The 23,003-nt window shown below is 63.1% G+C and carries 25 protein-coding genes; all 25 read right to left on the bottom strand.

Features of this window, described 5'->3' with window-relative positions:
* A complete protein-coding gene (locus H7847_RS19995; protein ID WP_227271251.1) occupies positions 1-462 on the bottom strand; it encodes a hypothetical protein in 462 nt (153 codons plus the stop codon).
* On the bottom strand, positions 459-1,169 hold the full coding sequence (locus H7847_RS19990) for a DUF2793 domain-containing protein (protein ID WP_227271250.1): 711 nt from the start codon (positions 1,167-1,169) through the stop codon (positions 459-461). The genes H7847_RS19995 and H7847_RS19990 overlap by 4 nt, the downstream gene beginning before the upstream one ends.
* Entirely contained in the window at positions 1,169-1,504 is a 336-nt protein-coding gene (locus tag H7847_RS19985; RefSeq protein ID WP_227271249.1) for a hypothetical protein, read from the bottom strand. The genes H7847_RS19990 and H7847_RS19985 overlap by 1 nt, the downstream gene beginning before the upstream one ends.
* Position 1,505: 1 nt before the next feature.
* The gene (locus tag H7847_RS19980) at positions 1,506-5,390 is read right to left on the bottom strand and encodes a baseplate multidomain protein megatron (RefSeq protein WP_227271248.1); all 3,885 of its coding nucleotides are present in this window, start codon (positions 5,388-5,390) and stop codon (positions 1,506-1,508) included.
* 3 nt (positions 5,391-5,393) lie between these two features.
* Positions 5,394-6,026 carry a C40 family peptidase gene (locus H7847_RS19975; RefSeq protein ID WP_227271247.1) on the bottom strand — a complete coding sequence of 211 codons (633 nt, stop codon included), beginning with the start codon at positions 6,024-6,026 and terminating at the stop codon, positions 5,394-5,396.
* Positions 6,023-6,901 carry a DUF2163 domain-containing protein gene (locus H7847_RS19970; protein WP_227271246.1) on the bottom strand — a complete coding sequence of 293 codons (879 nt, stop codon included), beginning with the start codon at positions 6,899-6,901 and terminating at the stop codon, positions 6,023-6,025. The genes H7847_RS19975 and H7847_RS19970 overlap by 4 nt, the downstream gene beginning before the upstream one ends.
* Positions 6,902-7,001: 100 nt before the next feature.
* A complete protein-coding gene (locus tag H7847_RS19965) occupies positions 7,002-7,646 on the bottom strand; it encodes a DUF2460 domain-containing protein (RefSeq protein ID WP_227271245.1) in 645 nt (214 codons plus the stop codon).
* Complete coding sequence (locus H7847_RS19960; RefSeq protein ID WP_227271244.1) at positions 7,646-9,589, bottom strand: hypothetical protein; 1,944 nt, start codon at positions 9,587-9,589, stop codon at positions 7,646-7,648. The genes H7847_RS19965 and H7847_RS19960 overlap by 1 nt, the downstream gene beginning before the upstream one ends.
* A gap of 3 nt (positions 9,590-9,592) precedes the next feature.
* Positions 9,593-9,742 (bottom strand): hypothetical protein, encoded by a 150-nt coding sequence (locus tag H7847_RS19955; RefSeq protein WP_227271243.1) that lies wholly within the window; start codon positions 9,740-9,742, stop codon positions 9,593-9,595.
* Positions 9,742-10,134, bottom strand: a complete 393-nt coding sequence (locus tag H7847_RS19950) for a hypothetical protein (RefSeq protein ID WP_227271242.1) — start codon at positions 10,132-10,134, stop codon at positions 9,742-9,744. Before H7847_RS19950 ends, H7847_RS19955 begins: the two co-directional genes overlap by 1 nt.
* Positions 10,135-10,137: 3 nt before the next feature.
* Positions 10,138-10,527 (bottom strand): hypothetical protein, encoded by a 390-nt coding sequence (locus H7847_RS19945; RefSeq protein WP_227271241.1) that lies wholly within the window; start codon positions 10,525-10,527, stop codon positions 10,138-10,140.
* A gap of 3 nt (positions 10,528-10,530) precedes the next feature.
* The gene (locus tag H7847_RS19940) at positions 10,531-10,839 is read right to left on the bottom strand and encodes a head-tail joining protein (protein WP_227271240.1); all 309 of its coding nucleotides are present in this window, start codon (positions 10,837-10,839) and stop codon (positions 10,531-10,533) included.
* Entirely contained in the window at positions 10,836-11,051 is a 216-nt protein-coding gene (locus tag H7847_RS19935; protein WP_227271239.1) for a hypothetical protein, read from the bottom strand. The genes H7847_RS19940 and H7847_RS19935 overlap by 4 nt, the downstream gene beginning before the upstream one ends.
* Positions 11,048-11,410: a hypothetical protein gene (locus H7847_RS19930; RefSeq protein ID WP_227271238.1), complete on the bottom strand. Its 363-nt coding sequence runs from the start codon at positions 11,408-11,410 to the stop codon at positions 11,048-11,050. Before H7847_RS19930 ends, H7847_RS19935 begins: the two co-directional genes overlap by 4 nt.
* A gap of 75 nt (positions 11,411-11,485) precedes the next feature.
* Entirely contained in the window at positions 11,486-13,432 is a 1,947-nt protein-coding gene (locus H7847_RS19925; protein WP_227271237.1) for a phage major capsid protein, read from the bottom strand.
* Positions 13,429-14,925, bottom strand: coding sequence for a phage portal protein (locus H7847_RS19920; protein WP_227271236.1), 1,497 nt, complete (start codon positions 14,923-14,925; stop codon positions 13,429-13,431). Before H7847_RS19920 ends, H7847_RS19925 begins: the two co-directional genes overlap by 4 nt.
* A complete protein-coding gene (locus tag H7847_RS19915; protein ID WP_227271235.1) occupies positions 14,922-15,458 on the bottom strand; it encodes a hypothetical protein in 537 nt (178 codons plus the stop codon). Before H7847_RS19915 ends, H7847_RS19920 begins: the two co-directional genes overlap by 4 nt.
* Positions 15,459-15,632: 174 nt before the next feature.
* Complete coding sequence (locus H7847_RS19910) at positions 15,633-15,803, bottom strand: hypothetical protein (protein ID WP_227271234.1); 171 nt, start codon at positions 15,801-15,803, stop codon at positions 15,633-15,635.
* A 17-nt stretch (positions 15,804-15,820) separates the two neighbouring features.
* Complete coding sequence (ssb, locus tag H7847_RS19905; protein WP_227271233.1) at positions 15,821-16,255, bottom strand: single-stranded DNA-binding protein; 435 nt, start codon at positions 16,253-16,255, stop codon at positions 15,821-15,823.
* A 15-nt stretch (positions 16,256-16,270) separates the two neighbouring features.
* Complete coding sequence (locus tag H7847_RS19900) at positions 16,271-16,480, bottom strand: hypothetical protein (RefSeq protein WP_227271232.1); 210 nt, start codon at positions 16,478-16,480, stop codon at positions 16,271-16,273.
* 153 nt (positions 16,481-16,633) lie between these two features.
* Positions 16,634-18,727 (bottom strand): terminase gpA endonuclease subunit, encoded by a 2,094-nt coding sequence (locus tag H7847_RS19895; RefSeq protein WP_227271231.1) that lies wholly within the window; start codon positions 18,725-18,727, stop codon positions 16,634-16,636.
* Positions 18,702-19,358: a terminase small subunit gene (locus H7847_RS19890; protein ID WP_227271230.1), complete on the bottom strand. Its 657-nt coding sequence runs from the start codon at positions 19,356-19,358 to the stop codon at positions 18,702-18,704. Before H7847_RS19890 ends, H7847_RS19895 begins: the two co-directional genes overlap by 26 nt.
* 133 nt (positions 19,359-19,491) lie before the next feature.
* Positions 19,492-20,082 carry a hypothetical protein gene (locus H7847_RS19885; protein ID WP_227271229.1) on the bottom strand — a complete coding sequence of 197 codons (591 nt, stop codon included), beginning with the start codon at positions 20,080-20,082 and terminating at the stop codon, positions 19,492-19,494.
* 174 nt (positions 20,083-20,256) lie between these two features.
* The gene (locus tag H7847_RS19880; protein ID WP_227271228.1) at positions 20,257-20,919 is read right to left on the bottom strand and encodes a hypothetical protein; all 663 of its coding nucleotides are present in this window, start codon (positions 20,917-20,919) and stop codon (positions 20,257-20,259) included.
* 417 nt (positions 20,920-21,336) lie between these two features.
* Positions 21,337-23,001 carry a DNA primase family protein gene (locus tag H7847_RS19875; RefSeq protein ID WP_227271227.1) on the bottom strand — a complete coding sequence of 555 codons (1,665 nt, stop codon included), beginning with the start codon at positions 22,999-23,001 and terminating at the stop codon, positions 21,337-21,339.
* Positions 23,002-23,003 lie beyond the last annotated feature (2 nt).

The raw sequence follows: 23,003 nt of genomic DNA, 5'->3' as shown, positions 1-23,003 counted from the left end.
TCAGGCCAAGCCGAAGCGGGCAGCGATCAAGGCATTTTCCGAGGGGCTTTCCAGCCATTGCGCGGAAAAGAGACATTCAATCCGGGCGAAGCGTTCCGCCTCGGTTTGAACCTCGGTTTCATTGTCTGACGGGTCGAGCGATCCGGTCAGGTCCAAAAGGGCCGGGCTATCGAGGATCACGGCGCGAAGGTGGTCGGCGAGATCGGCGAGATCGAGGCGATCGTCGTCCGGGGCCTTGACCCACAGAACCGCCCGGAGCGTCCCGGTTATCAGGCGGGACGACGTGTTGAGACCCGACGGTTCGGCGTTTTCGTGTTCGACCCGGACGGCGTAGGCGGGGACGATCTCATTCGGGACCGGGCGCGGATCATATGACCGACCCCGCGCCAGAGGGAAGGCCGCCACAATGGCGGCCCGGGCGGCGTCCTCTAGCGCCGCTTGGGTTGTCGCTTGCCATGTCATGGGATCGGCACCCCCGGAACAATCGCGGAGACCGCAAGACCGACGCGGCCGCCGGTGAAATCGGCCCCGTCAGATGTCACAATGACGTCCGCGAGCGCGTAGGTTGCGAAGGGTCCAACGACACCGATATTCGAGGAGTCGACCGCCACGCCAAGCGATCCGCCGAATTTGTTGACTTCTCCGGTCAGGCCGACGGAATAGGACGGCGCACCCGTCACGGTTTCGATCGTCCAAGACGAAACGCCGAGGATTATCGCCCGGGTCGGCAGGAGATCGACCGCAGAGGTCGAAGGCCCCAAGAGGTCAAGCGCCGCCTCGGCCACCACAAGACCAAGGGAAGCCCCCAAGGGGCCGGAAACCGACCCCCTACGCCACCCCCCGGCGGTGAAGACGGCCGAAGCGCCTTCATCCAGAATCCGCCACGTCCAGCCGATCGCGGGTGTGATCTTGTGCCACGCGCCCGCCCATCGGATTGCAATGTCGCCAGCGGCCGGATCGTTATCGTCGGCCGAGGTCCAGCCGGTCGCGCCCGTAGGCAGAATATAGGCGTCGCCCTCGACGGGCGATCCCGGGGGCGTCAATACGGTCGCCGACAGGGCGAGACGGCCGCGGGCAAGATCGGCGATCGTCTGCGCCGAGTTTGCCGTCACATGCGGCTGCGCCTGACCTTCGGCGATCAGCGGGGCGCGCAGATAGGGCGTCGCCATTATTTGACCCCGGAGGCGCGGGGCGAGATCGTCACGATCGGGCCGCCCCCGGGATCGTTCCCCAGAAGCGTGAACGAATTTATGACGTCGATACCCACGTTATTGCCGCGCAGGAAAACCCGGGGGCGGTACTGACCCGAAAGCAGTATATTGACCCGCTCGCCCGGGGCGATCTTGTAGATATCCCACGTCTCGGACGGATGCGTGACCGGGGGCGTGTCGGAGAAAAGCAGCGTGACCGCGCCTACCGAGTCCATATTTTTCAGATTGCGATAGTTTTCGTTGGCCGGAATGACGATTTCCGTCCAGCCGGAATTGAGAATCAGCATTGCCATATTAAGAGCCTTTCAGGTTGAGAGCCGCGGCGGGACCGGGGCCGAAGGTGTCGGAGATTTGGGACACCCTGACCGCGACCGGCAGGGTGACGCCGTCGGCCGATTGATCGGCCGCGGTGTAGGTGAAGGTTGGCGCGGCAACCGTCGCGACCCGGATCGGTGCGCCCACGGGTCCGATCTCGACCCGGTAGCTTTCCGAGACCTCGCCGATCGGGGGTTCCTGACCAGAGGCCGGGAACGTGCCGTCAAGCGTCCGGGTGCGCCGCGTCCAATTCAGGACGGCGTCGCCGCCGGACCACGCGGCCTTTAGGTGAACCGGTGCGAACGGCCGACGGCCGATCCCGGTAAAGGTGGCGCGCGATTTCAGGTGTTCGTCGGTCGAGACGTCCGAGGGGCCGTAACGATACCAGAACGGCAAGCCGACGTCGGCCGAGGATACGCCAGCGGGGGCGATAGCGTCGTCCAAGAGGACCACCCGGGCGAATGCAGGCAGAACCACCCCGGAGAGGCTTTCCGTGCCCCGCTGGCCCCTCAGAAGACCCGAGAGGCGATAGGTCTCGGCGTCGATCAATTCAGCATTGCGGAATTGAATGATCTCCCATCCGTCGCCGTGTTTCACGGCGAGAGAGTTTGCACCGCCAAGGACTTCCGGCTCGGAGCGCGAGACCAGCGATCCCGAAAAGACGCGGACGTCGAGAGGGCCTTGGGTGTAGGTCCAAGACGCATCCGGGTCGAGATCAGCAACGGTTTCGCCGAGCGTGGCAGGGACTGCCAGAGACGCCGAGGGCGCAAAGCCGATGTTTTCGTCGTAGGATCGGGCGACAACCACAAGTCCGGGCCAAGGCTCGGCGTGAGCCGCGATAAAGCCGTCGGCTTCATCAACCCCAGATGTGACAAGAGGCAGGTCCATAAGCGCCAAAATCGAGGATTGAGACCCGAACACCCGGCTATCCTGCGCCGGAACATAGATGCTGCTTCCGGGGGCGTGACTGCGACGGTCATAGGACCGGGCCTCGATCGCGAGGGATTCCCCTTCGATCACCTTTGTGACCTCGTAAAGGCGCGTTGTGCCGTCCCCGATCGCAACCGGAAGGATCAGGCCCGGGCGCACCCGGCGCGCGGAGCGCGGCAGCGAGAAGGACAGGGTTTCCCGGCCCGCCGATGCTGCGCGGAGTATCCGGGCCACGGCCGAGGCCCCCCGATCGAAATCGAGGATAAGAGGCGTTTCGGCTTCGGCCGTTCCATCTTCGGGGCCGTCCTCGATCTCATCGCGAACAGCGGCCGCCTCGTAATCCCGAACGCCGTCCCGAAAACGGAAAATCGCCGTCCCGGCCGTATCCTCGATCGCCGACCGCAGCGCCGCGAAAGGCGCGGTCCCCGCAGTGCCGGATTCGGCCATGTCGTCAACCGTGACCCCTGCGACCTCGCGGGCAAAAGCCGGATTTGAGAAGATCAGGCGGCCGTCGTCCTCGCGGACGGTCAAGCCCAAAGAGACCTCGAAAGGCTGGATATACTCGCGGAAACTGATCGGAGCGCCCGAGGCGTAGCCGTCCCCTTGCCCGTAAGCTTCGGAGAAATCGAAATCCGCGTCGACCAGGTTGTGACGCTCCACCAACCGGCGGCGCATCGCCTCGGCGGCCGGGGCCGTTCCGGCGCGGCCGTTCAACCAGTGACCCAGACGCCAGTCCGGGCCGTCCGACCATGTGTCGAGGTTATTCGGGAACTCAGGCCACGGGCGGGCGTCCCAACACCATACCTGCGCGTCGGCAATATCCAGAACACCGGCCCCATTGTCCCGCCACCATTCGAGCGAGGCCCGGATAAACTGGCGCTGCATGAAGTCGTCGCGGATGCCGGTCGAGAAATAGGGCAAGCCCCCCTCGCTCGAAATCCGCGAGTTGAAGACGTTCGGCTGATTGCCGCCAAACTCGACCGCCGGGCAACCGATTTCGGTAAACCAGATCGGCTTGGACCCGGGGACCCAAGCGGTTGGCGAGGCGGCGCGAATGCCGCTTGCGTCGCGCTCATGGTGGGCGTTTTGGTGCCAGTCCCGGATTGCCTTCTGGCGGTAGACCCAAGGCTCGCCATAGGTGACGTCCTCGATCGGCGTGCGGTCCTGCGCGGACCGGGCGGCGCTATCGGCATAGAACCAGTCCCAATACTCGCCGCCCTCGATATTCCCTTTGAGGTATTCCAGCGAATAAGGCGTCGTGATCCCCGCGAGGGCGTCAAAATCGGCGTGTGACGTCCCGCCGCGCCAGTCGGACAAGGGCAGGTAGTTGTCAATCCCGACAAAGTCGATTGCGGGGTCAGACCAGAGCGGGTCAAGGTGAAACAGGATTTCATTGCCGGGGCGGTCAGAGTGATATTCCGACCAGTCGGCCGCGTAGCTGATAGCCGCGGACGGAAGGATCGCCGAGACCTCGGCGGCGAGGACGCGCAGGGCGTCAACAAACGGATATGAGCCGTCGGAGTGCCGGGCCATCGAAAGCCCCCGCATTTCGGTCCCCACAAGGAAGGCGTCAACGCCGCCCGCCGCTTTGGCGACATGCGCAAGATGCAGGATGAAACGGCGAAACCCGAAGGCCGCCGGGCCGGAATATGTGACCGTCTCGCCCGAAACAGAGAAGTCCGAAGGCGCGGCCGTTCCCATGAAGGCGGCGACCTCGGCCGCGACCGACTGCCCGGCCCGCGGCTCGATCCGGCCGCGCCACGGGTAAGCGCCCTGAGTGCCAAGCCCCGAAGGGTCCGGCAGGGCTTGGGCGTCGGTGATATCCATCATGATGAAGGGATAAAGGACGGTCCGCTTGCCCCGGGCGCGCAGGTTCTTGATCGCCCGGACAAGAGAGATATCGGCCGGGCTGGACCCGTAGGCCGGGCGGCCGTCGTCCGTTGTCGAGGTCACGTTTGCGCTCGCGCGGGTCAGGCCACCGGCGGACCACTGTGTCTTTGTCTCTTTGCCCTTCAACTCGACCCGCGGCTCGACGCTGCAAAGGCCCGCCCGAAGGTCAGTGCCGAACCATGCCGCAATGAGAGAGACAGTCGAGGCCGCAGGCAGGTTCGCCGACAGCATATCCATAGACAGAGTCCAGTCGGCAATGCCCGCGTGGCGGTTCGCATTCTCGACGTCCTCTTGGAAAATGTTACCCTGACCATCCCGGCGGACCCGCGGGTTCGGGGTCGGCAGGTATCCCCATTCTGTTGCGCCGGGGATCACGTTGACGCCTCGGATCAGGTCCTCCATGTCACCCGAGCGCCCGAAGACTTCGATGCGGACCTGCGGAATGCGGTTGCCGAATTGCGCGAGTGGCAGGTCCTCGAAAACGACATAGGCCGTCCCGCGGTAGGCCGGGGCATGACCCTCGATCGCCTCGATCAGGTAGTCGGGGGTTTGCGTCTCATTTCCGTTGTAAAACCGTACCCGGCCGGAATTGATCATGGTCGAGAGATCGACAACCTGACCGTCGATCCAAATCCGCCCCATGTGCGACAAAGGCCCCTCGCCAAGAGAGACCGCAAAAGAGGCTGAATAGGAATAGGTGGTCGACGTCACGGTTTGCTGCGACTTGCCGGACCCCGTCGTTTGAGAGGTTGTGTTTGCTGTTTCCTTCAAGCGGGCCGCCCATATCACTTCACCCGAAATCGCGGTACGGCCCGAGATATCGGCAAGCGCCGCGCCCTCTTGCGAGGTCATGACATCAAGGGTGTCGAGGCGCGGACCCTCTTGCGTGATTGTGCCGGTCCCGCCCATCAGCTTTGAATCGACCACACGGCCAAGCGTCGCGCCGATAGCCTGACCGATCGCAGCGGCCGAAACCCCGAGGACAGACCCGCCGATAGCGCCGCCGATTGCAGAACCGGCCGCAGCGAAAAGAAGCGTTGCCATGTGTTAGACCCTTTCGACGTGAACGATCGCCGGGGGGATCGCGGCGAGCGCGGCCCCGGGCGTTGGGTAGTGGCGGGATCGGGATAAGGGGGTCCCGTCCATCATGTCCTGAACGGTGTAGAAAGCGCCCCCGGCGTCCTCTTGAACGATTGCCAAGAGGTCGGACGGTCTCAGGTTTGGCTTGCCGGTCTCACACCCTTCGGCGAGCGGGAAGCGCCAGCGGCCCGCAGTATGCCAAGGCGTCCGACTCTCGACCGCACCCCGTCTTTCGCAGACATGCACAATGCGACACCCGGACTTTGCTTGTGGCCCATTGCGACCTGACAGAACGCCGACATGAGCGACGGGGCCGCCGCCAATTCGAAACGCAACCACGTCCCCGATGCTCGGGATCGGTCCAGACGTTACGGGGATCAAGTGCCGGTTTCCGGCCTCAAGGATCGGCGAGGTCGCGGCCCAATCCTCGACAAAAGGGGGCGGCGTAACCAAAACGCCCGAGGTCTCCGCAAGAATGCCGCGGATCAGGCCGACGCAATCTGCGCCGACACCGCGAACGGCGGCGCGTCTGTGAAAGGGTGTCCCGACCCATGCGGCGGCATGGGCGGCGATCACAGCGGGATTGACGGTTGAGATCATGAGCGGGACCCCCCGTTTTGCGACGGGTCGCCCGTCCTTGCGTATTCCGCGGCGAAGGTCTCGCCGGGCATGTCGGGGAAGCCCCGGAAGTTATCGAGGTTGCCGAACCGCAGGCGGCATGTCTCGGCCGTCTTATTGCAGCCGACGGTCAGGGTTGCGGCGTCGCCGATCCCGATCGCCGCAGAAGGCACGCGCCAGAGGGACACCCGAAGGCGGCCGTCAGACGCCCGGGCGACCCGGATATCCGAGGACGTCCCCGCCTTCGGTCCGCTTGTCCAGTTGATCCGGCCGCGATCGAATGCGTCGGCGGCGAAGCTGCCGAGGGTCGGCACATCGAAATCCAGCGGGTCGATCGAGGCGACCGTCGCCGCAGCGCTATGGGTCAGGCTGGACAGGTTGAGGCCGCACCGGGCGTCGCCGATACGGGCGTCGCACAAGACCGAATGAATGCGACCCGTCTTGCGGGTCAGACCGGCAGACAGGGACCGCAATTCAGCGCGGAATGCGACCGACCCGCGCTCGACCTGCCCGATCGTGTAGCGCCCCAAAAGCTGGGGCGGGACAGTGTCGGACCAATCGACGTCAAAGACCTCAACCGAAGCCCCGTCATAAAGACCTGCGGCAAGGTCGCTTTCGGTGATCGCTTCTGCGGACAGCGCGCCGGACGCTTCCATTTCATCGGCTGCCATGCCAAGCGCCGAGGCGGCGTCGGACGCGGTCAACGCGGCGGCGGCGGTATAGGTAACGCCGTCTGACAATTCGATGTTTCGGTCGTGATCCGTGAAGCCCATCACAACACCGTCAAGGCGTGTCAGGCGGAAGCATCTGCAAAAGTTTGTGTTACCTGTCGCGAGGGCGTCATCATATGCGGTCACTCGTTTCCCCTTTCAAAAAAAGCAAAACCGGCGACACACTAGCGTCGCCGGTCAGGTGTTGCGGGATTTTGGGAATTGAACCTGTAACCGTGCGGTGTGGTTAACCGTCCAGAAAAACCTCGATCACAGAGACGTCAGGGGCCGACGCGACCCCATCGCCGCCGGGCCTGAAATAGGTCCACTCGGCGAGGATCGAGTCAGCTTCAAAGCGCACGGGGACGTCAAAGAGAAACCCGGCCGTGACGGTCAGGGCGGGGTCCGGCGGGACGTCAAAGGTAATGACGCCGCCGGTCGCCGACAGGGTCCAGCCCGACAGGACCTCGACCCCGTTCACAGCCACCAGAAGCGACGCCGCCCGCGGAAGGTAGATCGGCCGGACGTAGGGCAATCCGACGCCGTAGGTCTTTGACACTTGGAAGTCGGTTTGTGATCCGTTGCCAATGCCGACAACCTGGTCGAGAGGTCCCGGCGTTTCCGAGGGTCGGCAGGACTTGTAATCCAACCAGTCCTGAAACCGGAATGAATGCCGCCGCCCCTGCGACTCTTCCCAGAGATCGAGGACGTCGGACATATCATCGGCCGAGCGGATCGCCAGACCCGCCAACCAAGACCGGCGGGCGTGCTGCCAACGCTGGTTGATTTCCTCGCGGCCGCTCGCGAGCGTGACGATTTCGTCCCGCCGTTGTGCGACCGCTTGGCAACCTTGGGCAACATTGCGGGGAAAATCGCGGTCGAGATGCGCCATTACATACCCCTTTGTCCCGCCGCGACGGCGCGGCCGATTTGCTGCCCGACCTGCGCCCGGGACGCCTTGAAGGAATTGACGTCCTGCGCGTAGATATTGACCGTTACGGGCGCGGCCGATGTGTCCCGGCTATTGGCGCGCGTCACCTTGACCTTTTCGCCCTGAGACAGGCGGACAGAGGCAAAGTTGCGGTCAACGCCAGCCCGGCCGCCGACAGTCAGTGACCCGCCCTGATCGAGACCCGGGATCAAACCGGAGAACGCCGATCCGAGACCCGAAAACAGGCTCGACCCGAGGCTGTTCAGGAACGATCCGCCTGCCCCGGACCCGCCGAGGCCGGACATGGATTGCGTGAGGCCGTCGCCGATCTTGCCGAAGACGTCCGACACGATCCGGTCGGCGTAGTTTTTGCCGACGTCCAGAAGGGACCCCATGAAGGTTTTCCATTTCAGGGTGCCGCTTGAGGCGAGATCGCCGATCTTGGACCCGACGTCGCCTGCAAGGCCCTCGAATGAGCCGCTGACCTTCGACGTCGCATCGTCGGTCGGTTTGACCATATTACCTTGCAGATAGCCGAAATGCTTCCCGATTTCCTCGATCATGTCGGGGACCCACGAGTTGCCGACGACCTTGTCGTAGAGCCAGAAAAACTTACCCTCGACCCACTCGACCTTTTGCCCGAGGTTATCGAGGATCGCGTTAAGCTTGCCGTTGATCCACTCGCCGACCTTATTCACAACATCGCCGACGATCTGGGGGATCGCACCGAAGGCGTCGCGAAAGACGTCATGGATCATCTGGACCTTGGCGGCCCCGACGGTCATGGCCGCGGCAAGGCCATTCACGATCGCCGCGTCCAGAGCGCGCGACTGATCCTCCATGAAGGACATTGCGTCGGAAGCCCATTGCAGGGCGGCGGCGAATTTCTCGCCGACCCATTCGGTCGCGGCCTTGATCTCGGGCCAGAACGCGACGACGGCCGAGGTCAGACCGACGATCCCGGCGACAGTGAGAGCGACGGGGGCGGAAATCGCGGCGGCGGCCGAGGCCAGAAGCCCGAGCGCCAGCGTCACGGGCGGGACAGCAACAGCAAGCGCGCCCATGACGACAATCGTCTTTTGCGTCCCGGGTTCAAGGTCTCGGAATGCGCCCGTGATCCTTTCGAGAACAGCGATAACGGGCGGCAGCAACTCTAAGAGGTTCTTACCGACAACCTCTTTCACGTCACCCCATGTGTTCGACCAAGCGTCAAGGATACCGGCCCCCGCCGTGCGGGCGGCGGTTGCCTGCCCGCCGTAGGCCGAGGCGATCTCATCCAAGATAAGACGCTGCGCCTCGGCGATGTTTCCGGTTTCCGCAAGGGCCTTAATGACCTCTTGCTGATCTTTCGTGAATGTGACCCCGGCGCGGGACATGGCAGACAGGCCGACGGCCGGGTCATTCAGCGCCTTGCCGAGCATGATCGACGCCGATTGAAGGTCCCCGTCGAGGACGGTTGCCAGATCGAGGGCGGCGGTTTGCGCCCGGGTGAAGCTATCTCCCGCAATGTCTTTGAAGGTCAGCAATTGCGCCGTGACCTCATTCAGGATGCGTTCGTCGCCAAAGCGGGTCACGCCTTGTAAGGCTTGAGCCTGCTTCGCCAATTCCTCGGCCGTAAATCCGGCCGCGCCGCCGGTTGCCCGGATCGCTTGAGCGATTTTCGCCTCGGCGCGGGCTTGTTCATCATAGAGGCCGATGGAGTCACGAAAGAGCGCGACGATCCCGGCCGAGGCGACCGATCCGGCCGCACCGGCGCGGCGCATGGCGGCCCCGGTGCGGTCGATCCGTTCGGACGCGGTCGCGGCGTGACCACCGGTCTCGCGCAGTTTTTTATTGACCGACGAAAAGGCCGCGCCGGTCTTGTCGCGGGCGGTGATTGAGAAAAACAGATCGCGCAAACCCATAGGTCAGCCCCTTTCTTGTGGTTCCGTTTCGAGGAAGGCGGCCCAGCCGTCCAATTCGGCGAGGGGGAAATCCATAACCTCGCGGACCGAACGCCCGAGGCGGGCCGCGAGGCGGTAATAAAACCGAACCTCGCGCCCCTCGGGAGAGGCCATCAGTTTCCCAGATCAGTCTCGCGACCAGACATGCCAAGGATCGCCTGACCGATTCGGGCGATCACTTCCGGGAGGACGTCATTCTCGAACGTCTTCAAGGTCGGCGCATCATCGGTAAAGATCGGTTTCCCGGCCTTATCCTTGGAATACAGAATTACCGCGAGCGCAGTCGCCCGGGCGTCGGACCCTTTGGCGCGCTTGGTGACGGTTTGTGCTTGGGCGGCGGTGATCGGGTCATAGTAAATGACCAGCGGCTTGCCTTCGGACCCCCATTCGGGGACCTCGATCGTTTGCCCGCGCAGTTTGTCATAGTGCGCCGTCGCGGCGGCAAGAGCGCTGATTCCGGCAGTGATTGCGGCGTCGAGATGAGAGGTTGCGAGAGTTTCAGTCATTGATTACACCGTCGCTTTCGTCAGAGCGCCGCGGCCCGTGAAATTGATCGTCAGCATGGGAATACCGTCCTTGGACGCGGAACGCGCAAGCGACAGGATTTCAGCCGTCCCGGAAAAGTAGACGTTACCCGAGGTCTCGCCGCCGGGGTAGAACTCGACCGCCATTTCGTCGCGGATCGCGATCCCGTTCGATTCGTCGGCCGCGTCCAGATAGACCTCGACCGATCCCGACCAGCGGGCGATTGTGGCAAAGCCGGTGTCGTAGTCGTCGCCCATGCCCCAACCGCGAACCTCGTCGGCGGTTTCGTCCACATTCCACGATTGAACATGTCCAAGAGCCGCCGGGGGCGTCCCTACTTTAACGACGCCGTCGCGTCCTTTGTAAAATGCCATTACTTAGGCCCTTTCAAGAATGAGACGAATCAATCCCGATCCGTCGGGTTGCGGGTCATTGACGACGAAATCGCCCTTACCCGAGATTGAAACGCGGTCGTTTTGTTGTGGCGGCCGCGGTTGAGTGTGCGCGTCGATCGTGAAAACCGGCGCGGACGTTGATACGCCCGGCCCACTGCCCGCGAGGGCGTAGGCGTCGGTGTAAATGCCCGAGATCGGATAAGACCCGCCCTCGACCGGAAAGAAGGTCGCAGGCGTTCCAAACACGGCCGGGTCGAAGAAAACCGAAGCCGATCCGGCGTCGATCGTCATTCGGAGACCTCGCCGGGATCAGCGGGGATTACGGCGGCCGACTTCGTGTCGCGCGCCATGCGGTCGCCGCCGGTTTGGTCCTCGACAAACTCGGCGCGACCCATTGCGACTAAGCCGAGGCCGCGGACGCGGGGGGCGGCGATCTCTTTTCCCGCCGGTTCCAGCTTGCCGCGGATTTTCGACGGGTGAATAAGGCGGACTTGCACAGTCATGCGTCGCCCTCCCCTACGCGCGGCGGGAGATCGGCAACCGAAATCAATCCGCGGTCGTGGATGCTATGCGCCCCGAGACGCACAAGCCGGGAAGGCCCCTTGAATTTCGGGTCGGTAACGTAGACCGCCAACTCGCCAGAGGCGCGGCCGTGAGCCGACAGGATCGCCGCGGCGATGGCGTCCACGTTGTAACCGGCAACCCGGTTCGGGACGACGTAGCAGGCGACCAGGGCGAGGGTCGAGGACAGCGCGACGAATGCCTCAACCGGCAGGTCTCGCAGCGCGGGGACGAAAAGGCCGGCGATCGACACGATCCCGGCAAGCAATACCGCAATCGCTTTCTGATAGCGTTCAAACAAGGGTAAGCCCTCCAATGCGATGAAACGAAACGGCCGCCCCGAAGGGCGGCCGCAGTGTTCGGGGACAGCCAGGTCTTAGGCGCTGGTGCGGCGGCCCAAGGCAAAAGACTGTTCGCGCGCGATGGCGAAATCGACGTCTTGGTGGGCCACGATCCGAACCGCACCGCTGCCCGAATTGCTGTAGGGGTCAACCAGCAGATCGACGCCGGACCAAAGACCCATGTAGAAGTCGGACCAGTTGCCGAACCAAAGGTCCGCGTCTTCGACTTGGTTCGAACATGCAGCGGAGTAACCCCCGAGACGGCCTTCTTCGACCATGATCGGCACTTCCGCGCCCGCGCCGAATTTGGGTGTGGTCAGGAGGTGTTCTTCGACGTCCGGCGAAAGCGCGTAACCCAAAGAGCCTTGCAGGGCGTTCGCCTTTTTGACAGCCGTCCGAAGCTTTACCGTCTCGACATATGTCGGCTGCCCGGCGGCGGCGAGGTCAACATGGTGAATACCCGACCCGCCCTGCGCGAACACCGCGCCGAGGCCCGCCGGGGCGTCAGGGTCCGCGTCAGCATTCAAACCCGCGTTGTCGATCTTGAGCGCGATTTGAGCCATGATGGAGGCACGCACGTATGCCTCGACCGAAACAGCGTCTTGAATCAACAGACGCCGCGAGATTTCGTTCATCGCGGCAACCGTGTGCGGTGTCATTTTCACCTGACCGAAAGTGATCGCCGATTTCGCCGGACTACCATCCTCGGGAATCCAATATGCGGTGACGTCGGTGAGTTGCTTGGGAAATGCGACGTCCCCCACAAGACCGGAAAAGACCCGGGCACCCAGACGGGGCAGGACCGACATATTTCGCAGGATGTCGATCATGGAACCCGCCATAAGCGTTTCGTCGACAATGTTGCCGCCGAGCGAGGGGGTGCCTGCGAATTGGTCCGCCGCGCGGATCGCGTGGACCTGGGAGGCGGGGTTCGACGGACGGTCGCGCATGACTTCGGTCGGCAGGATCACACCACGCACTTGACCCTTGTGCTGGCCATTCGCGGCGCGGACCGCTTCGATCTCAAAGCCCGCATCCTGTTCAAAGCGACGCTCATCCGGGTTCGACAGGTGACGCAGAAGGCGCACAACAGAAAAAGACTTGGTCTCCCGTTGCGTCAGACCGATTTCAGTGGCCTTGGCGCGCGTTGCTTCGCCGCGCTCGGAGTCCAGCTTGTCGAGAACGATTTCGCGGAATGCATCAACGGACACCCCATCTTTCTTGGCCGCGCGCGCAACATCGGCGGGCACATTAAAGCGCTCGGCCATGGCGTCGATCGTGGCGATCCGGGCGCGCTCATCACGCATGGCGCGTTGCAGGTCCTGGCCGGGGCCTTTCGGCTGCGCAGGGACCGGCGCAGGTGCGGGTGTCGGATCGTTGTGCGTGTCTTCGGGGGTAGGAATTGGGTCGGGCATATCTGCACTTTCATTGATTGAGAGGGTTTCCACGTCGGATTGCGCAGCCCGGCCGTAACCAACGGACGGGTCTGCGGGGATCGCGACGAAAGAGATTTCACGGGGGGCCCAGTTGACCGCCCGCACGATCGGGCGGCCGTCCTCGGCCGTCCCGTCCTTTTCCGCCTGCGTGATTCCGTAACCAACGGACACGCAAGTCACGTCCCCCGCCCGGACACGGGCAAGAACGTCGTCCGCCGCCGCATTGGTCGAGAACCGGACAACAGCCCGGCCGCGTCCTTCGGCGGTCCAGGCCCGGACAACGACCCCAATCTGGGAATCGATGCGGGCTTCGTGGTCCTTGAGAAGCGGCGCGGCCCCGGTATTGAGCCGCGCCAGATCGACCTCGCCAGGAGCGTGGCCCAAGACTTCGTGGTAGTGCCGAACGTCCTCGGCATCTTCATCCCAGAACGCCCGCAGGACCGGGGCCTCGGAGGAAAACGAGATTTCAACCTCGCGGCTGTCTTCGGCCGGGGCAGAAACAATTTCGCCCGCTCGGGTGGAGCGGGCGGCAATCTTCAATGTCATGGATCGGAATCCTCTTGATTGGGGGCGGGACCGGGGGGTTTCGGCGGCGAGGACCCGAGATTGAGTTTCAATCGCTCGGCGCGCTCTTTGTCCTCGGCGATTTCCTTATCGACTTCCTCAATGTCCCGGCCGCGCTCGGCGGCGATCTCGCGACGGGACCGAAGCCCGAGTGCGAGGTCTTTCTCTGCCGCGGTGGCGTCGTCTTTGGGGTTGACCGAAGGCCAGCCCCGCGGACGCCATTCGGCCGCGTCGAATTTGTCGATTTTCTCAATCGGCAAACCAATCGCTTGCGTTAAAAGCGCAGTTTCCAGCCAAGCCTGAAAAACGACATCGTGAAACGACTCGAAAAAGGCGCGTTGCAACATGCGCCATTCGTCCCTTTCCTCGCCTTTCCCGGCGCGCAGGCTGGAAAAATTCGCGCCGGTCAGGTCGCCGGTCAGGGTCTCGCGAGAGACACCAAGACCCGCCGCGGTCGAAGCGTTCATATTACGCATGAAGGGTTCGACCGCGGCGTCCGGGTAATGCGAGTCCGGTCGAACCGGCTCGACGCCCGGGGGCAGATTAAGGATCGTCCCGGCCTCGATCCGGTCGATCGGCGGGCCGCCGTCGTCCGCGGTGTCGTCGGTGCCGGATAGAACGGACGAGTCTGCGTTGCGCTTGAAAAACAGCATGGCCGCCGCGCCAAAATGCGCCGCCTCCATGCCTGCTTTCTGGAAGGCGTCAGCCATATTCATCAACCGCAGGGCTGTTGCTGACCTTGGAATGCCAAGAGACTGGCCGATTTCCTCCGGGATAAGGATTTGAACCATATCCGCGGCGGGAATGCGTCGCCTGTGCCGGGTCCCCATATGTGAAGATCCCGGCGAGGTTTCCCAGATATGGAAAGCGAGCGGGCGGCCATCTTCGTCAAACTCAATCCCGGACTCGATATATCCGCCGCCCGCCATGGGCTGCGTGAGATCGAGGTCCAGAAGATCGAAGAGGATCGGCTCAAGGCGCAAACCAAAGGGGCCGCCTTTGCGGCCGCGGTGCAGCCTGACAAAGGCCCCGCCCTCGCGGGCGATGGCGGTGGCGATCTGACATTCGATCCCCCAAAAAGACAACCGACCGCAGATCGACGGCGATCCCTTTCGACCCCATTTTTTCCAACCTGCCTCAATTTTTTCATTCGCGAGCTTGTCAGGGCGGCCGTCAGGGTCGGTAATGCGCATTTGTAGGCGAATGCCGTTTTGGCCAATCACATGACGCCGGACGAGCATTTCGTAGGCGCGGGCGTGGTCGAAGTTATGGGCGGCGTGCCGCGAATGCCCCACAAGCCCACGTATCTCGCGGGCAGTCTCTTCGCGCGGCGTCTTTGCGCCCATTGTCGTGAAGCCCTTCGCAAGGCGGTGCGAATAAGCGGCCCGGTAGGACCGCTGCGCGACAACAGGCTCGACCCGGGTCGAGGTCTCAGGCACAGCGGCGGGTTGGCGACCAAAGAACGGCAGTTTCAATGCGTGACCCTCCGAACCTTAAAGGGGGCTGACCGGCCGCGCTCGGCGTCCACAAGGGCGGAATAGATATTCCTAAGACGGATCAGATCAGTGATCGGTGTCCGGGTGATCGACCGGCCCTCGATCGTCCAAGCGTCCGCGTCTTTCGTGGCGCGGCCTTCGATGGTCGCCTCGATCGCGTCCAGAATGCGCGCGTTATTGGACCGGGTGTCGCCGGTCGCGGTGGCCGGGTCCGGGTCAACTGTGAGGGTGCCCCGGCAGATCGTCGTCCGGTTTCCGGTGCCCACCTCAGTCGCCAGCACGGCCCAAGCATAAACGCCCGGCGACAGGGTCGAGGTCACGGCAGAATCGACAGTGAAGCGCCAAGCGGTCGCGAGGGCCACGGCATTCAACGTCGTGACCGGCCCCCCGGCTTGCAAAGACAGGGTCAAGGCGAGCGCGTAGTAAGGGGACGGATAGGCGGAAAGGGTCTCGGGCATACCCCAAGACCAAGCATCGCCCGCGGTCAGGCGGGCGGGGATCGTGTCAGTCATGGTATGACCTCGATTGTCAGGGTTTCAGGCGGACCGACCGGCCAAAGCCGGTCAGGACAGCGCGCCAGAGCGAGGCGCGCCGGGTGTTCGACGCTAGGCGAAGAACCCCGAACATCAGGCGGAGACGCCCGATCCATCGGAAAAGCGGGAAGTGGCTCGACCGCGGGGCGCGACTCACTCGATCAGGATCGAGACAGCGCCGCGCGGGGAACACTCGGCGGCAACAGTATCGTCGTCGGCAAGGGCGCAAACGTCCTCGGCCGGGCCGTCAAGTGTATGGACCGGGAGGTCGCCGAAGGTCTCGACAAGTCCGGTCAGATATTCGATCAATTCAGAAGCGTGCATCGCATCAGCCTTTCAGATTAAAATGGGATTTCGTCGTCCAGATCGCGGGACGGGGGCGGGGTCTCGGACCCGGTCGATCCGGCCGATCCACCCGATCCCTCGCGGCGATCGAGGGAAATCAAAACCCCCTCATAGGGCGCGAGGACGATTTCGGTCGAATAGCGATCCTGCCCCGACTGGTCTTGCCACTTTCGGGTCTCAAGGCGACCCGAAAGAAACACCTTTGACCCCTTGCGCAAGAAATCCGCAGCGACCTTTACAAGATGATCCGCCGTGACATTGATCCGGTGCCATTCGGTCCTTTCCTCGACTTCGCCGGTGGTGCGGTTTTTCCAGCGACGCGAGGTCGCAACGGAGAAATTCGCGACCCGACCGCCATTCTCAAAGGATCGGATTTGCGGGTCCTCCCCGACATTGCCAAGGATTTTGACTTCGTTGACGCTTAGACTCATAGGGGGAATCCTTGTCTATTGAGGTCCGGCGGCGGCGTCGATCGAGGCGATCAGATCGCGGCCGGTGCGGCGCATTTCGGTGACATCCTCGCCCGCAAGGGCGGCGGCGTGGGGGGTGGCGAGGTCTTGCAACCTATCGAGGGCGACCCGTGCGTTCGGCGGTGCCTCGCTGGCGCAGCCAGTCAAGATCAGAAGCGGGATCGCCGCGGCTGGTATCCGCATCATTCATCCTTTCCAGAGTTTCAAACGCGGTCGCAGCGTCCCGGGCATTGCCCTCGGATCGCTCGACCGCAGCGCCCGACAGGACGCCGACCTGATAAAGTGCAAACGCCGCCAGAACGGCGGCCAGCGCGAGCCATGCCCGCAAGGGAATAAACTTTACCAATTGCTACCTCCCCGCCGGACGCCCCATCCTCGGCGCGTCTTGGCTTTAGGTTGTGGTGCGGAGACTTCCGGGCTGTCCGGGTCCTCGACCAGGGTGTCGGGATCGCCGAGCGGAACTGCCCGGGGGTTATCCGGGCCAAGCCGCAGAACCGCGGGCGGGTTGTCCCAATCGACCGCCTCGATTTCGAGGACAATCGCGAGGGCCAGCGCGTAAACCGACAGGTCAAGCGCTTCATTTCGGATCGCGCCGGGGCGCTTTTCCCATCCCTTTGGGCCTCGGCGCTCGGCCGCGTACTCGTCAAAGACTTCCGCCGGGGCGTAGGCTGAAATGTGCAGCTTGCGCGGACCAGGTTCGTCCCGCAGCAAGGACGCCGCAATCTCATCCTTGAGCCGGTCGGTCCCGGTGTTGATCGCCGGGACGTCCCGGGCCACATGATCTTTGCCCTTATGCGCCGTCTCCGGGTACAGAAGCGCGGCGCGCTTGACGTTGTCGCCGCCCCGGCCCCGTTGCAGGAAGAACCGGCCGCGGTGTTTCGACTTCATGTCGCGCCAGAAGGTCCGCGCGTTTGGGGTGACCCCTGCCTCGCCCTGCATGTCGATCACGACGGCGAGAGGGCGCAGGCCATGAGCCGCGCCCGTGACCGGATAAACCTTGTCTGCGAGCGGTTCCAGAACCAGCCAGTCCTCGGCGTATTTCGCCGGATCGAGGCGGCGGCCGTCGTCACCGCCCACGGGCGTAAAGAGATCGAAGCGGTCGATAACGACGCGCTCCATGTCTGGACCCCAAGCCTCGACCTGCACGACAAATCGGCCCGACTGGACGTCAACCGCGACCGTGACAAACCGCGTCTCGGGCGGGCATTCCTGCCAAGCGTGAAGCGACGCCAGATCGCGTAGGGCGTCGGCGGTCAGACCTTCGGCCGCGCCCCGGGCGCGGGACAGGTAGGGCAAGCCCAACTCGACGTTATAGGCGGCCTGCAAAGCCGTCTCGCCGCCGGTCTCGGCATATGTTTCCTCGGCCTCAAGAACGCGGCTCACGATCCGCGACCAAGGCGCAAGCGCGGCGGCCGGACCCGGCAACCAGTAGGAGGCGGTCGCCACGTTCCGTTTCAGATCACGGATCGGGACGATCTCGCCCCCCTCGCACTCATGCAGCCATTGCGCGATTGCGTTCATTTCCGACTTGTGCCGGGCTTCGATCACCCCCCCGCAGTGCGGGCAGACCATGTAAGCCTTTGCCCCGCGATCAGCGGGCGATCCTTCATCGGGGAAGGCAAGCCGATCATAGGTCGGCTCGAATTGGTCGTGGCACTCGGGGCAAGTCCAGTAAAGACGGCCGCGGGACCCGCGGTTGTAAATGCCCACAATCCCCTCGCAGGGCGGGGCCTCATGCGGGGTTTTCCGGGTCCAGTTTTCATTCAGGATCGGCTTGCGCGGCGAGGACTCGACAACCGTCATGCCTCGCGATCCGGCGGCCTCTGTCCGCTTGCGCATCAACGGGAAAGCCTCGCCGTCGCCGCCTATGTCCGCGTCGAAAGCGTCATAGTCGGTTCCGATCACCAGCGATATCGAGCGCTGCGCAAGTTTGGATTTAACCGGCCAGTCGATCGTCACACGGCAACCGCCGCGAAATCTCTTGCCGAATATATTGTCGCCACCCTTGCCGGATAGAAGCCGTTCGCGCAATTCGTCGCTATTCTGGATCAGCGGGTCAAGTTGACCGATTGACCATTCGTTCGCGGCGTCCTTTTTCGGCGAGAACACCGCGACGACGCGGGGCTGCGCCAAGATCGCATGAACAAGAGGATTGATAACAAGCCCCTCGGATTTCGAGGATCGGGCCGGGCCGACGAAGGCCACGGAGTCAAACCGCCGGGACGTGATCAGGTCCCCCGGCTCATTCATGTACGGGGCGACATCAGGACGCCAAGGAACCCACTGCCCGCCGGTCTCGATCGAGCGCCGGGGTGCCGTTTCCGAGACCGATACCCGCGCAAGAGGTTTCAGGTTTGGAAGCGCTTCGGCGATCGCTTGGTCAACCGTCGCCCACGGGGGCAGCGGGTCAGCCTGATAAGGTGCCTTTGTCATGTTCCAGATCAACCTCGCCAATGATTGCCGTCACCTTGCGGGCGGCCGCGGCGAGGACGTCGTCGCAGGCCGTTTCGATCCGTTCCAGATCGCGACCCTCGACCCCGATCTCGCGGGCCAGACGGTCGGGAAGTGCGTCGAGCGCATCCCGGATCGCGGCAAACACAACCTCGAAACCTTCGACAACCTCGGGCCGCCGGATCAACTCGCCGCGGTCTCGGGCGGCAACGGCGTGAACGTGTTCCAATTCTAAAATCTGTCTTTGCTCGGCAAGACTAAGACCGGCGTTCGCGCCCAGACCGCCCTCGCCGACAAGGGCAAGTGCCAATTGCTGCGAGGCCGCTTCCGCCTCGGCGTCCCGCGCCCGGTCCTCGGCTTGCCGCGCCGCATTCCAAGCGAAAGCGACGGAAAGCCGGAACTGCCACGCGCGGCCGTTGGTTCCCTCTTGCTCGCAGGGCAGGCCCTTGCGTATCCATGCCGCCATCGTAACGCCGGAAACGCCAAGGGCGGTTTCCAGTTGTGTCTTATTCACCAGCGCGTCCGGGACCCCATCGGGCAACGGGTAACGTGAGACCAGATCGGCCTCGGCGGCGGTGAGAGATCGAAGGTCGGACTTGATTTCGTCGGACATGGTCGGGACCTCCAAGGGCGGGGAACAACAACAGAAACCCAAACCCGAAGTCGCGGCGAAGAATAAAAACCCCCACAAAACGGGGCGCGAATTACCCGTGTGCGCTGGACGCCAGAGAGGACCCAAAGGCCCTTTATCTGGACGTTTTCAGCGCCACGGCTAAAGCCCGTTCGATTTGGACAGCAAAGCGGGCGTCGGCGGTCTTGGTCGCGGTCTCGACAAAGCGAAGCCGATCCGAGTAACGCGCCCGGGAAACGTAAGCGACCATAAGCTTCAAGCCGCGCTTGGTTCTCTTGTAGATACCGCCCCGACCAGACCGCCCGCCGGGTGATCCCGAGAACGTGTCAGCCCGGCCCAATAGGCGGCCGATCGAGCGGCGCGGCATGTTGCCATATTTGTTGACCCGCTGACCGACAGGGACGACGATCGCCTGCCCCTTCGGAGTGCGTGTTCCGCCTTCCTCTGCCCACTTGAGGTATCCGGCCTGTATCCGTTGCGCCCTGACCGATCCGGTCAGGCGACGCTTTGTCGATCTAAAGACGCGAAAGGCGCGCATAGTGAAGGGGGTCGGATTGTCGAGGATGCGCAACATGCGCTTGTCGGTGTTTCGCTTCACGTCCTCTAGGGTCTTATTGATCCCGAGGGAAACAGCGAAAGGAATTTGATTGCGGGCCGCGTTATTCAGGCCCCGTTCAAGGTCTTTGATATTGTGCTTGATCGACATCATACCCCCCGAACGCAATCCGCCCGGCGATCCTCGGGTGCGGTCGAGGCTCAAGCCGGGCGGCGGTGTCAAGGTCAGGGGCAGAACGGGGAGAGCAAGAAACCCGTTCCGCCGCGCAATTCCTCGACTATGCCAAGGGATATAGCACGGCCGAGCGCGTGTTGCGGGATTTCGTCAATCTAACCGAATGTCCGATCGGTGCCCGAGCGCGGTCGCAACAAGGGCCGCCGCCTCTGGGATTGCAGACTTGACGGCAGCGAAAGCGGGGCGGGACGGCCGGTCTTTGGGTGTGTAATCAAGCTTGCGGGCGATTGCGCTCGGGCTTATCTCATCAACCGCTAGCAATTCGACAAGGCGTCGATATGTCAGGACGCGGGCGCGGGGATGCGCCTGTAAAAGACGGCCTTGCAGCGCATCATGGACCCGGCCGAGCGCCTGCGCGGCCTCGATCCGGGACAGGTTAGGCCCGGTCGGGGTTGATCGCGTGCCGCCACCCCCGCCGGACGGATCGCAGCCCCCAGAGGACGCCCCGACGTGTGACACAAAATAGGCATACTCGGCCAAAGCCTCGCGATCCGTTACAGGCAGGGCAGAGATCGCGCCCGGGATTTTACCACGCCAGACCGGAATGCGCTCGCGCTCGGTTGTTTCCTCGCCATACCTGACCGATTCGTCAGGTTGAGAAAGGGACCGAACCTCGATCGAGGTCAATTCAACAGCCCTCCGGGCCAGCGGGGCGCGGATCGGGCGGCCTTCGGCGTCCCTTGTGCCGGTGTCGCCGTCGGCGGGCAGGATGAATGCCGGGAGTGTGAGGGGCGCGGGTTTTCTTTTGGTCATTTCACAGCCTCTTTTTTCATGTCGGGGGATCAGGGGGAGGAAGGGGAGCGTTTTCGCCCTATCCATTCTGTTTTTTTCTATAGTAATTTTCCTTCATGTGACGGACCCCCTCCCCTTTTTCCCCTCTCTCCCCTTATTGTTTCTTTTCAATAGATTAGATATTGTTTCAAAGGGGAATTTAAGGGGAACTAGGGGAAGTATTGCCGTCGTTTTTGTCGCTTTCGCCATTTGTCGTTTTTCGCCTTCATGTTCTCGCCGCCGATTAGGCGGCCTGCATTTTCGTCCCCGCCCCCGTCAGGGGAGCGGCGGGGGCCACATTCCCCTTGCGATCCCCCGGGATCGCTCCGCTTTTCTCCCCCCGCCCCGATAGGGGGAAAAGGGGGGAGTCCCCTTAAAATCCCCAAGGGGGCGCGGGGGTCAGAAAGGGGGCGCTTCGGGCGGTAAGGGGGTGCGGGGGACAGCATCAGCGCCCAAAACCGCAGTCACGATCGGGGCTGCATCGGCGGCCCACGTCAGGCCCTTCCATCTGTGATAGCCTTGGTATTTCTTGTTATCGAAACCCTTTTCGACCATGATCTCGCGGACCGTTTTTGACTGATAAAGCGTGTGCCCGGCTTCGTCGCACCACTTCTCATAGACCTTGTAAAAGTCCGTGACCTTGATCCGCGACGACGGGTCGATCTCGACCATGTCGTCCAGAAATACGCCGACAGGGTCGGCCGATTGCATGAGCGACGATTTCAATTCCTGCATGGACTCGGGCATGTCAACGCCCCGGTGCATGAACTCTGAAAAACCGTCCAGAAGCCAATTCAGAATACCGGACCCCTCGGCCCGCAATTCCGTCTCAACCTCGGCTTGTGGGCGCTGTTCCTCGATCGGAAGGGTCCTTAGATTGACCTCGAAAGGGACAAAAACCAAGCGGCGGCGCGTGCCTTCATCTTCATCTTTGATCTTCGGCGTCCGGTTGCAGGACAGGATAGGTACACCCCGCGGCGTCCAGAAAAAGAAATCCTTATTCAGGCCCCGGGACATGCGTTTGTCGCCCCCGGTCAGGCCCTTGATCTTTTTCGCCGAGAGAATGTCCCGCGCGCCGGGTTCGGTGGCGATGTAGGCGCGCGCCCCGGGCAGGTTGATTTCCTCGGGCGTCGGCCCGCCGCTCGAACTGTTCCCGGTTTCCAGAAACATCTCGATTTTGCAGGGGGCGGCGTACCCGTCCTTTGTGCCAAGGACGTTTTGCAGGCCGTTCAAGAGCGTCGATTTCCCATTCCCGCCGGGGCCGCGCAGGATGATGCAGACCTGCGCCCGGTTTTCGCCGAGCAGGGTCGCGCCAAGGATACGCTGGACACAGTCCCGGACCTCTTGGTCGGGCAGGATCAATTCTATGAACTTGAGCCAACCCGGGGCCTCGGCGTGGGGATCGAAGGCAACGCCGCCGCATTTGGACGGCAGACTGCCCCGATCCGTCGGGCGCAGCCACTCGGCCTTTGAGGCCCGGGCCTCGCGTTCGTCGGTGAAGCCAGAAGGGTCCCAAGCGGCGGCCTTTCGCAGATCGACCTGACCGTTTGTCACGACAAACGCAAAGGGATCATTGTCGAGATCGTCAACCTCGACTCGCCTGCGGACCTCGGCAACCTCAAGGGCCTTTCTGACCTTGTCGAGGTTGCCGCATTTGGTGGCGTGGTTTTTCAGCTTCGTGACGGCCTCTTGGGTCAACTCGGCCCGGGCGGCGTCCATGTCAACAAGGATCGGCTTCGTCCGGCGGGTGCGGCTTTCCTCCAAACGGGCCATGATCTGAAATTCGGGAAATTCAAGCATCCCGCGGGCGGCCTCGGCTTCCTCTTGGATGATCTCACGCAGACGCAATCCGATTTCCAGCGCCGCAAGGCCGCCGGACCGGAAAGAGTAGCGCGAGCCATCCCAGACAGACCAGCCCTTACCGTCCACAAAGACCAGGTCCTCGCCATGAACGGACAGAAGCCGGGCGGCGTTGTCGGTGTCGTTCAATTCGAGGCGCAGGCGCTCGGCCATCGTCAGAGCGGCCGCCGCGGTTGCGGCGGGAAGTTTTCGATTGTCGGGCATAA

The organism is Roseobacter weihaiensis (genome assembly GCF_020622345.1).
In the GTDB taxonomy this organism is placed as follows: domain Bacteria; phylum Pseudomonadota; class Alphaproteobacteria; order Rhodobacterales; family Rhodobacteraceae; genus Roseobacter; species Roseobacter weihaiensis.
This window is presented reverse-complemented; position numbering and strand designations above follow the sequence as displayed.